This window comes from Chimaeribacter sp. YP20170169 (assembly GCF_056739715.1).
This window is the reverse complement of sequence record NZ_CP176824.1, coordinates 2,983,898-2,995,483: the sequence shown is the minus strand read 5'-3', so window position 1 is coordinate 2,995,483 and position 11,586 is coordinate 2,983,898. Positions and strand designations below refer to the sequence as shown.

Genomic DNA, 11,586 nt, shown 5'->3' with positions numbered 1-11,586 from the left:
TTAAGGTTGAGAATACAGCGCCATAACGCGATGGCGGAAACAGGGAGAATATCACTTTCCCCCGCGCCGTGCGCGTGGCGGGGCAGCAAAAAGCCGGGGCTTTTTTGGATTGCCGCTGGTTTTTATCCGGCCGCCTCTCTATAATCTCGCGCAACCTTTTTCCCCCTGAATATTTTTAAGCCAATCCACAGCTGGCTGGGACACGATTTTATGAGCGAAAAATACGTCGTAACTTGGGACATGTTGCAAATGCAGGCCCGTAAACTGGCACACCGTCTGCTTCCTGCCGATAAGTGGCAGGGCATCATCGCGGTCAGCCGCGGCGGGCTGGTGCCGGCGGCGCTGCTGGCGCGTGAACTGGGTATTCGCCACGTCGACACCGTCTGCATCTCCAGCTATGACCACGACAACCAGCGCGACCTGCATGTGCTCAAGCGCGCTGAGGGCGACGGTGAAGGCTTTATCGTGATTGATGACCTGGTGGACACCGGTGGCACCGCCAAGGCGATCCGTGAGATGTACCCGAAAGCCCACTTCGTCACCATCTTTGCCAAGCCGGCTGGTCGCCCGCTGGTGGACGACTACGTGGTCGACATCCCGCAGGACACCTGGATTGAGCAACCTTGGGACATGGCTGTGACCTTCGTCGAGCCAATCGGCGGTCGTTAAGCGCCTTCCCCCACACGCCCGGCATCAGCCGGGCGTGCTGTTTCTGCCCCTGCCTTGACCTCACCCGCCCCCTTTACCAGGTTCTTTGGTACACTTTGGCATTATGTCCGGCCGCATTTGCGCCCGCAGCATCATGGAGGCTGTTGATGACCCAAGCCAATCTTTCGGAAATCCTGTTCAAACCCCGCTTCAAGCACCCTGAGACCTCCACGCTGGTCAAACGGGTGCACCACCCAACCGCGCAACCGCTCCAGTCCGCCCTCGACGGGCAGGCCGGCCCACGCTGGTATCGCATGATCAACCGGCTGATGTGGATCTGGCGCGGCATCGACGCGCTGGAGATGCAGCAGGTGCTGGCGCGCATCGCCGCCTCGGATGCCGAGCGCACCGACGAGCGGCTGCTCGATACCGTGGTCGGCTACCGCAACGGCAACTGGATCTATGAGTGGTCGCATCAGGCGATGCTGTGGCAGCAGCGGGCGCTGGAGAGCCAGGATCCGGCGGAGCGCGGTAAGCTGTGGCTGATGGCGGCCAACTACTACAACATCGCCGCCTACCCGCACCTCAAGGGCGACGAGTTGGCGGAGCAGGCGGAAGTGCTGGCCAACCGCGCCTATCAGGAGGCGGCCCACCATCTGCCCTACCAGCTGAAGGAGTTGGAGTTTGCCATCCCCGGCGGCGCGCCCATCACCGGTTTCCTGCACCAGCCTGCGCAGGGGCAAGCGCCGTTCCCGACGGTGCTGATCTGCGGCGGGCTGGATATGTTACAGAGCGACCACTACCGGCTGTTCAGCGACTATCTGGCGCCGCGCGGCATCGCAATGCTGACCATCGACATGCCCTCGATCGGCTTCTCCTCCCGCTGGAAACTGACGCAGGACACCAGCTTCCTGCATCAGCAGGTGCTGGCGCAACTCGACAAAGTGCCGTGGGTGGATCACACCCGCGTCTCGCTGTTCGGCTTCCGCTTCGGGGCCAACGTCGCGGTGCGGCTGGGCTACCTGGAGTCGCGCCGGTTGCGCGCCGTCGCCTGCCTTGGGCCGCTGGTGCATGAGTTGATGAGCAACCGCGCCTGCCAGGAGGCCGCGCCTGACATGTACATGGATGTGCTCGCCAGCCGGATGGGCATGAGCAACGCCTCCGACGCCGCGCTGCGCATCGAGATGGGGCGCTACTCGCTGAAGACCCAAGGGCTGCTCGGCCGCCACTGCCCGACGCCGATGCTCTCCGGCTACTGGGCGCATGAAACGTTCAGCCCGAAAGAGGAGTCGCGCCTGATCGCCTCCTCCTCACGCAGCGGCAAACTGCTGGAGATTGGCCGCAAACCGGTCTATCGCAGCTTTGACCGGGCGCTGAATGAAGCGTGTGACTGGTTGCAGGGTAAAATGTGTGAATAGAGTTGCTATTTCCGCGCGGTTTGTTAAAAAGGATCGTCGCCATAAGGAGGTAGAAGATGACATTACCAAGCGGACACCCAAAAAGCCGTCTCATGAAGCGTTTCGCGGCCCTGGGCCCCTATCTGCGTGAAGGGAAGTGCCAGAATAATCAGTTCTTTTTTGATTGTCTGGCGGTGTGTGTCAACGTCAAGCCGGCGCCGGAAAAACGTGAGTTCTGGGGCTGGTGGATTGAGCTACAGGACGAGGCCACGCGTTATACCTATGTTTACCAGTTTGGCCTGTTTGATAAAGAGGGCGAGTGGACGGCCCAAAAGATCAAAGATCCGGAAGTGCAGGAGAAATTGGAAACCACGTTGCGCGATTTTCACCAACGTCTGGCGGCCATGCTGGGCGAGATGAACCTGGCGCTGGAGCCTGCCGATCACTTCACGGACGAGCCAGTCAAACTCTCTGCCTGATCCCCCGGTGGCGCTTCCAGGCCGCCGGGCCTGCGCGCCGCCCTGCTGGGCGGCCCTTTTATTTTATGTCCCCCCGTTGGCAACCCGCCTCTCTCCTGTTACAAAGATCCCTCTGATGGCCCCGTGGCCACCTCCCTATTCATTTGCTATGGCAGAGTAATTATGAGTGGCAGCCAGACTTTGGTTGTAAAACTGGGCACCAGTGTGCTCACCGGCGGATCGCGCCGCCTTAATCGCGCCCACATTGTGGAGCTGGTGCGCCAGTGCGCCCGGCAACACGCCGCCGGGCACCGCATCATCATCGTCACCTCCGGCGCGATTGCCGCTGGCCGTGAGCACCTGGGCTACCCTGAACTGCCCGCCACCATCGCCTCCAAGCAGTTGCTGGCGGCGGTAGGGCAGAGCCGCCTGATCCAGCTGTGGGAGCAGCTTTTCTCCATTTATGGCATCCACGTCGGCCAGATGCTGCTAACCCGCGCCGATCTGGAAGACCGTGAGCGCTTCCTCAACGCCCGCGACACCCTGCGCGCGCTGCTGGATAACCACATCGTGCCGATCATCAACGAGAACGACGCCGTCGCTACCGCGGAGATCAAGGTAGGCGATAACGACAACCTCTCGGCGTTGGCGGCGATCCTTGGCGGGGCCGACAAACTACTGTTGCTGACCGACCAGCCGGGGCTGTTCACCGCTGACCCGCGCAAGAACCCTGAGGCGGAGCTGATCCGCGAAGTGACCGGCATTGATGACGCGCTGCGCGGCATCGCCGGTGACAGCGTTTCGGGCCTTGGCACTGGCGGCATGGCCACCAAATTGCAGGCCGCCGACGTCGCCTGCCGCGCTGGCGTGGATGTGATCATTGCCGCTGGCAGCCGCCCGGACGTGGTGGCAGACGTGATCGCGGGCAACTCGGTCGGCACCCGTTTCCACGCGCTGGAGACGCCGCTGGAGAGCCGCAAGCGCTGGATCTTCGGCGCGCCGCCAGCCGGGGAGATCACCATTGACGACGGCGCGGTCGCCGCGATGCTGGAGCGCGGCAGTTCGCTGCTGCCGAAAGGCATCCGCGAGGTGAAGGGCAACTTCTCGCGCGGCGAGGTGATTCGCATCCGCAATCTGGCGGGCCGCGACCTGGCCCACGGCGTCAGCCGTTACAACAGTGATGCGATGCGGATGATTGCCGGGTATCACTCGCAGCAGATCAGCGATATCCTTGGTTATGAGTACGGTCCGGTGGCGGTTCACCGTGACGATATGATTGTTAGCTAAGGAGTTGCCATGCTGGAGCAGATGGGGCAGGCCGCGAAACAGGCCTCCTACCAGTTGGCCGTGTTGAGCACGGCGAAGAAGAACCAGGCGCTGTTGGTGATGGCCGACATGCTGGAGGCTGAGGGTGAGATTATCCTCAGCGCCAATGAGCAGGACGTCGCCGCCGCCCGCGCAGCGGGCATGGGCGAGGCGCTGCTCGATCGCCTGCAACTGACGCCAGCGCGTCTGGCGGCGATCGCCAACGACGTGCGGCAGGTCAGCAAGTTGCACGACCCGGTGGGGCAGGTGATTGACGGCAGCCTGCTGGACAATGGCCTGAAGCTGGAGCGCCGCCGCGTGCCGCTCGGCGTGGTCGGTGTGATCTATGAGGCGCGCCCGAACGTGACCGTGGACGTCGCCTCGCTCTGCCTGAAGACCGGCAACGCGGTGATCCTGCGCGGCGGCAAGGAGACGCACCTCACCAATCAGGCGACGGTGAGCGTCATCCAGCGCGCACTGGAGCGCTGTGGCCTACCGGCCGCGGCGGTGCAGGCGATCGATAACCCAGACCGCGCGCTGGTCAATGCGCTACTGCGCCTCGACCGCTATGTGGACATGCTGATCCCACGCGGCGGGGCGTCGCTGCATAAGCTGTGCCGCGAGCACTCGACCATTCCCGTCATTACCGGCGGCATTGGCGTGTGCCACATTTTCGCTGATGAGAGCATCGACGTGGAGAAAGCACTGACGGTGATTGAGAGCGCCAAGGTGCAGCGCCCGAGCGCCTGTAACAGCCTGGAGACGCTGCTGGTGCACGAGGCGATCGCCAGCACCTTCCTGCCGGCGCTGAGCCGCCGCATGGCCGACGCTGGCGTCACGCTGCACGCCAGCCCGGAGGCGCTGCGCCTGCTGCAAGATGGCCCGGCCGCCGTGGTGCCGGTCACCCCGCAGGATTACGAGGATGAGTGGCTCTCCAACGACCTCAACGTCACGCTGGTCACTGGCCTGGAAGCGGCGGTGGAGCACATCCGCGCTTACGGCACCGCCCACTCCGACGCCATCCTGACGCGCTCCATCAGCAACGCCGAGCGTTTTGTGCGCGAGGTGGACTCGTCCGCGGTCTACGTCAACGCCAGCACCCGCTTCACCGACGGCGGCCAGTTTGGCCTTGGCGCGGAAGTGGCCGTCAGCACCCAGAAGCTGCACGCCCGCGGCCCCATGGGTCTGGAAGCGCTCACCACCTACAAATGGATCGGCTACGGCGACGACCTCATCCGCGCCTGATGCCTCCCCCCGCGCCCCGGCGCGGGGATTCTATCATTCGCGATTTTTCATTCATCAAATCAATGCGTAACGCCCTTACCGAGCACGTTTCCCCGCGCGCGTCCCAAATTGGCGATAAAATCACCCGCCGACGCTCACCCTCTTGACTTGCCGCGCGCTTTTCAATAATTTGTCACTCCGTAGTCCCCCGGCAGCACCTCTCAACGCCGATATAGCTCAGTTGGTAGAGCAGCGCATTCGTAATGCGAAGGTCGTAGGTTCGACTCCTATTATCGGCACCAATCAAGCATCTTTTGACGTCTACTAAAGTCCACAAGAGCCCCTTATACTCTGCCTTGTAGCGCTCCTGCTAGTATCCCAACGTCTACTAACAAAGCCCAAAATCTACATGTCATTGGGGGTATTTTTGGGCGGATATACTGTTTGGCCTTGTGTAGATATCACCAATAAATCTCAACAGATCTCGCCAATGTATTTCTGACCTGTTATTCTAATCTGAAAAAATATTATATCCTTATAAAAGTTGGATGATGAATAAGTGACAGTTAGTTATGTACCAAAGGCGGAAATTGTACGTACTGAATGACCAAACAATTTTATTTATGCAGAATGTCTTTATTATGAAAATTAATGATCATCATTAATTAATGTGAATAATAAATGACGGGTTTTATTTTTCTTTTTAATGCCTATGTATATTAGTAAAAAAATCAGGTGATTTTCTATACTAAATTTGATAGTTTATGTTTTGTTAAGCCTGTATATGGATGTATTTTAAATTTTATTTTGAGATGTTATCAACATGTCAATTTTAAACGGTGTTATTGATTTTTTAAATAGTCATCCTGAGTGGTTATCATCTTTTATTCCTGCGTTCATTGGGGCAGTCACTGGGGGAATCTTTACTCTAGGGGGGGTTAACCTTAACGCCAGGATTAATCGAAAACAAGCAGAAAGGAACTCGCTTGAGTTGCAGTTGTCAGTGTTACAGGGAATTAAAAGAGAAGTTGTTACCCTGATGAAACTCTACAATGAAAGGATGCGGTCCCATCTTGATGATATCGGCCCAGGTGAGTTTCTGCCTATTACCTTCCTTATTGGGGATGATAATTTCACCTTCTACGAACAAAATGCAAGGGTCATTGCAAATTTAAATGATACATCAATGGGTTCAATAATTAGCATTTATACTTATATTCGGTCGCTAATTCAAACTTTTAAAACAAACAACCAGCTTATTGTAGATTACAGTAGAATTGTTTTTGACATGGCTGATAATAATAGAAATAAAGAATTATATGAAAGATTATTTATTGAGCAGGAAAAAATAATGGTGAATTATACAAAAGAAATTATCAAGATTGATGCAGAGGTTAAGGAAGTTGTCGATAAAGGAATTGAAACTATCGATCAAGAAATAGCGGGGCTTCAAGCGAAATTAAAAAACTGATAAGCGTAAAAATTATGTGCAATTTTCAATCATGGCTGGTTGTATCATCTATGATGATTACTACATTCCAAAGACGGTTTTTCTAACATAATAGAGTGCGTAAATATTGAGATTTCTTTCAATGCGTTTTGCTTAACAAAAACAGCGAGTTGAAATTTTTTGACCTGATTAAGTTAACGCTTGAAAATAATTGTCATATCGAGAACAAATTGTTCTGCCTTTGCCCTACCTTCGGCCACGCTTCTATATATATAGGTTATGTCTCAGTTCAGGAAAGCAGGTGCTTAGCTGTGCCACAATATCTTCAGTCACGCATGAGAACGTAGGCTGCATTTCATGATGTTTTGACAGGCTAATGTAGCCATTGTGATTGATTACTATTCCTCCTCCCTTCTACAGCAGTATTCTTCCAAACAACATGCAACTTAATTTTCAAATTATCATGTCTCAATTTCCATTCTTCGCTTAAAGAAAACACTCTTCGCTTGCTGTAAAGTCATATAGAAACATGTTTTAGTAACTGCACCAGCCTCCAATTTATAAATCAAATCATTCTACTAAACCTCTCTTTATTGCTCTCACTCCGAATCCCCCCAAACCTAAAATCCCATCTTCACCCCCCGCACCTACACTTTCCCCCCGCTCTGCCGATAACTCTTGTGCGTAATGCAGGCGCGCGAATGCGGGAAGGGCAGGTGGCCCTTTAGCTCATCACTCCACTCGCCTTGTTAATTACATAACTCATACTCAGGGGTAAAGATGGATAATTTTCAAAAAGATATCGATGAGCGGGCTAACCTCGCACTCTCCAATAAGTTCGAGCTGCTGCTGTTCCGGCTGGGCAATGACGTCACGGACGGCAAGGCGGAGCTGTTTGGCATAAATGTCTTCAAGCTGCGCGAAATCGTGCCGATGCCGACCATCACCAAGGCGGCAGGCATGAAGTCGCCGCTGCTCGGCGTTGCAAGAATCCGTGACCAGATTATCCCGGTGATTGACCTGCCGGCGGTGGCGGGCTGTACGCCCTCCACTGGGCTGAATTTGCTGTTGGTGACCGAGTATGCGCGCAGCACCCAGGCGTTCGCGGTGGAGGCGGTGGATAACATCGTGCGCCTCGACTGGAGCCAGGTACATGCGGCGGACGCCGGCGTCAGCAACCGCAACATCACCAGCATCGCCCGCCTCAACAGCGATGAGCATGGCGGCGATCTGGCGCTGGTGCTCGACGTCGAGCAGATCCTCTATGACATCATCCCGACGGTGCGCAGCGTGCAGGCGGATGAGATCAAGGCGCGCCCCTTCAAGATGAAGCCCGGTGCGGTCGCCATCGTCGCGGAGGACTCCAAGGTGGCGCGCTCCATGCTGGATCAGGGGCTGAAGGGCATCGGCATCCCGGCGCTGATGCACACCACTGGGCTGGAGGCCTGGGAGAAGATCAAGCTGATGGCGCAGCAGGCGCAGGCGGAAGGGGTGCCGCTCACCGACAAAATCGGGTTGGTACTCACCGACCTGGAGATGCCGGAGATGGATGGCTTCACCCTGACGCGCAATATCAAGCTGGATCCCACGCTCAAACGCATCCCGGTGGTGATCCACTCCTCGCTCTCCGGCAGCGCCAACGAGGAGCACGTGCGCAAGGTCGGTGCCAACGGCTACGTGGCAAAGTTCGAAATCAACGAACTCTCCAGCGTCATCCACCAGGTGCTGGAGCAGGTGGAGGGCTAAGACCCGCCCTGTGCTGGGGCGAGAGGCATCGCCCCGCATATAAACAATCGATAATTTTACGGTGACTGATAAAGTGGGGATACTCATCTCTGCGTCTTACTATGGAGCTTCTCTGCGATGGAACACCCAACCGCCTCATCCCCTGATGTAAACCAAATCTTCTACGGGCCGCCCGGCACCGGCAAAACTTACACCACGCTCAATGAGGCGCTCAGGATACTTGATGCCGAGTTTTTGGCGGCGCATGAGCAGGATCGTGAGGCGATCAAAAGGCGCTTCGATGATCTGGTGGCCGAGGGGAAGATCCGTTTTGTGACCTTCCACCAGAGTTTTAGCTATGAGGATTTTGTTGAGGGGCTGCGGGCGGAGAGCGATGAAGAGACGCAGCAACTGCGCTACGAAGTGGTGGATGGCGTCTTCAAGAGCCTGTGCGAAACGGCTGCCACCAAGGTGGTGCTGCAAGCGCCCGCGCCAGTGACCCTCGCGGGCCGCAAGATCTGGAAGATGTCCCTTGGCAACACGCTCGGCAGTGATGCTGGCATCTATGATGAGTGCCTGGCGGGCGGCTACGCGCTGCTGGGGTATGGCGGCAACATCGACTTTACCGGCTGCCAGACCCGTGCGGAGATCGAGCAGCGCTTCGCTGACCGCGGGGTAGCGGTCAGCAGCGCTTATGACTACGCGGTCACCAGCGTGATGACCTTTATCAACCGCATGAAAATCGGCGATCTGGTGGTGGTGAGCGACGGCAACTTCAAGGTCAGGGCCATTGGGGAGATCAGCGGCGATTACCGCTACCAGCCGCATAGCGAGTACCTGGATGGTTATGCGCAACAGCGCCCGGTGAAGTGGCTGCGCCAATACCAGCCCTCGCTGCCCTACACGGAGCTGGCAAACAACCAGTTCAGCCAGATGACGCTGTACGAGCTGCGCGCGCCCACGCTCAACCCTGAGAAACTGCTGTCGCTGCTCGGCCAGGGCAGCGCCCAAGCTACCTTTACCGTGGGGCAGGTCTTCTCCTCCAACTACCGGGTGGTGCAAGCGACGCCGGAGATGGTGGAGCTGTGCAAGCCCAACGGCAACCTCATCACCTTCAGCCTGAGAATGCTGAATACCCTGTGCGAGCACATCCGCCAGGGGGAGATCACGGTGCAGGACATCCGTGACAAGAAGATCTTTGAGCGCGTCACCGACTCGCAACTGGAGCCGTATGTGGTGCATGGCTACAACAATGTCATCGCGCACCTGGTGGAGTTTTTGCTTGGCGGCCAGCCGGGCAACCTGCCGCTACTGCCAGAAGCGCCGGTGAATGACGCGCGCGTGCTGATCATCGATGAGATCAACCGTGGCAACATCTCCCGCATCTTCGGCGAGCTGATTACGCTGATCGAGCCATCAAAACGTGCCGGCGAGGCGGAGGCGCTCTCGGTGGTGCTGCCCTACTCAAAAACGCCGTTCAGCGTGCCGAACAATGTCTACCTGATCGGCACCATGAACACCGCCGACCGCTCGCTGGCCGGGCTGGACATGGCGCTGCGCCGACGTTTCACCTTCAAGGAGATGCCGCCGCGTCCCGAGTTGCTGGATGGCGTCACCGTCGAGGGCGTGGACGTCGGCGCGCTGCTGCGGGTGATGAACCAGCGCATCGAGGTGCTGCTCGATCGCGACCACTGCCTCGGCCACGCCTACTTTATGCCGTTGCGCGCGCAGCCGGCGCTGCCGCTGCTGGCCCAGCTGTTCCAGCAGCAGATCGTGCCGCTGTTGCAGGAGTACTTCTTTGAGGACTGGCAGCGCATCCAGTGGGTGCTGAATGACCACCGCAAACCCGAGGCGCTGCGCTTTATCCGCCAGCCGGCCAACGATCTCAGCCAGCTCTTTGGTGAGGAGGTGCCGCTGAACGGGCAGGGGCGTTGGGAGCTTAACGACGCAGCCTTTAGGCAGGTGGAAGCCTACGCTGGCATCCTTGGCCCCGCAGGCGGCGCGGTGTGACGCCGACCATCACGGTGCGGGAGTACGCCCGGCTCACCACCGAGCCGGTCAGCGTGCCGACGCTCGATCGCGCCCACATCCCGCCCTCGGCCTTTGACTGGATCTGCCGCATCAGCCAGCGCTACCGCACCAGCCATGCGCCGGCGCTGGCGGAGCTGGAGGATCGCCGCACGCTGCATCTGGATAACTACGTCGGCGTGGTGGAGACGCCCTGTGGCACGCGGCTGGAGATCTTGCCGAAAACCTTTGATGAGGCGGAGGACGCCAACGAGAGCCGCCGCCTGCTGCAACGGCTGATCGCCGCCTCCCTGGAGATCACCCCGCGCGAGGCGGGCATGGCCTCGCTGGAGCGCTTTGACATGCCGGTGAACGAGTGGGTGATGGCGCAATTTTTAGCGGCGCTGGAGCACCTGGTGAAGCGGGGCATCCGTTCGGATTACCAGCGGGTGGAGGGGTGCGAGCGCTTCCTGCGCGGACAACTGGATAGGGTACGGCAGATGCGCCAGCCGCCGGGGCGGGCGCACCTGTTCAACATCCGCCATGACCTCTTCTTGCCGGATCGCGCCGAAAACCGCTTGCTGAAAACGGCGCTGGAGCGGGTGGCAAAAGAGACGCAGCAACCGGCCAACTGGCGGCTGGCGCAAGAGCTGCGCACGATGCTGATGGAGATCCCCGCTAGCCGCGACATTGAGGGGGATTTCCAGCGCTGGCGCAACGATCGCCTGCTGGCGCACTACCAGGTCGCCAAACCCTGGTGCGAACTGGTGCTCTACCGGCAGATGCCGCTGGCGTTGCAGGGCGCGTGGCGCGGCATCAGTATGCTCTTTCCGATGGAGCGGCTGTTTGAGCGCAGCGTGGAGCGCGCGCTCCAACAGGGGCTGGCACCGGGCGTCAGCCTCACCGCCCAGGCGCGCAGCCACTTCTTGTGCCGCCAGGAGACGCATTCGCTGTTCCAACTGCGGCCGGATCTGTTGCTGCGCGAGGGAGAACGCGCCTGGGTGCTGGATGCCAAATGGAAGCGCATCGACGCCGACGATCGCCGGCGCAAATATGGCCTCAGCGAGGCGGATTTCTACCAGCTGTTTGTCTATGGGCAAACCTACCTGGGCGGCAAGGGCGAGATGGCGCTGATCTACCCGCGCTGGAGCCGCTTCACCACGCCGTTGGCCCCGTTTGAGATGAGCGACACGCTGCGCCTGTGGGTGCTGCCCTTTGACCTGACCGCGCCGCCCCACGGCCAGTTGCTGCACCACAACCTGACCCAACTGCCGTTGCGCGATCACTAAACAGGCGGCGCAGTGTCGCCCACCGGTTCCCTCCCGCCCCAATACCCGGTACAACACTCTTTTGATCCCGATCAGGAGAGTGT

At 58.4% G+C, this 11,586-nt stretch carries 9 protein-coding genes and 1 tRNA gene; all 10 read left to right on the top strand.

Translation table 11 applies throughout. The features are described 5' to 3' along the window. The first annotated feature begins 210 nt into the window (after positions 1–210). A complete protein-coding gene (gpt, locus tag ACK3SD_RS13695; protein ID WP_137764088.1) occupies positions 211–669 on the top strand; it encodes a xanthine phosphoribosyltransferase in 459 nt (152 codons plus the stop codon). Positions 670–815: 146 nt separating this feature from the next. Next, a complete protein-coding gene (gene frsA / locus ACK3SD_RS13690) occupies positions 816–2,066 on the top strand; it encodes an esterase FrsA (protein WP_481125841.1) in 1,251 nt (416 codons plus the stop codon). 56 nt (positions 2,067–2,122) lie between these two features. After that, positions 2,123–2,524, top strand: coding sequence for a sigma factor-binding protein Crl (gene crl, locus ACK3SD_RS13685; RefSeq protein ID WP_137764086.1), 402 nt, complete (start codon positions 2,123–2,125; stop codon positions 2,522–2,524). Positions 2,525–2,686: 162 nt separating this feature from the next. Next, positions 2,687–3,790 carry a glutamate 5-kinase gene (gene proB / locus ACK3SD_RS13680; protein ID WP_137764085.1) on the top strand — a complete coding sequence of 368 codons (1,104 nt, stop codon included), beginning with the start codon at positions 2,687–2,689 and terminating at the stop codon, positions 3,788–3,790. A 9-nt stretch (positions 3,791–3,799) separates the two neighbouring features. After that, positions 3,800–5,053 carry a glutamate-5-semialdehyde dehydrogenase gene (proA, locus tag ACK3SD_RS13675; RefSeq protein WP_137764084.1) on the top strand — a complete coding sequence of 418 codons (1,254 nt, stop codon included), beginning with the start codon at positions 3,800–3,802 and terminating at the stop codon, positions 5,051–5,053. 205 nt (positions 5,054–5,258) lie between these two features. Beyond that, a tRNA-Thr gene (locus ACK3SD_RS13670) sits at positions 5,259–5,334 on the top strand. Between the two features lie 521 nt (positions 5,335–5,855). Next, entirely contained in the window at positions 5,856–6,503 is a 648-nt protein-coding gene (locus ACK3SD_RS13665) for a hypothetical protein (protein WP_481125840.1), read from the top strand. A gap of 759 nt (positions 6,504–7,262) precedes the next feature. Next, the gene (locus tag ACK3SD_RS13660) at positions 7,263–8,228 is read left to right on the top strand and encodes a chemotaxis protein (RefSeq protein WP_481125839.1); all 966 of its coding nucleotides are present in this window, start codon (positions 7,263–7,265) and stop codon (positions 8,226–8,228) included. Positions 8,229–8,345: 117 nt separating this feature from the next. Continuing rightward, on the top strand, positions 8,346–10,217 hold the full coding sequence (locus ACK3SD_RS13655) for an AAA family ATPase (protein ID WP_481125838.1): 1,872 nt from the start codon (positions 8,346–8,348) through the stop codon (positions 10,215–10,217). Then, positions 10,214–11,503: an McrC family protein gene (locus ACK3SD_RS13650; RefSeq protein ID WP_481125837.1), complete on the top strand. Its 1,290-nt coding sequence runs from the start codon at positions 10,214–10,216 to the stop codon at positions 11,501–11,503. Before ACK3SD_RS13655 ends, ACK3SD_RS13650 begins: the two co-directional genes overlap by 4 nt. The last annotated feature ends 83 nt before the right edge of the window (positions 11,504–11,586 follow it).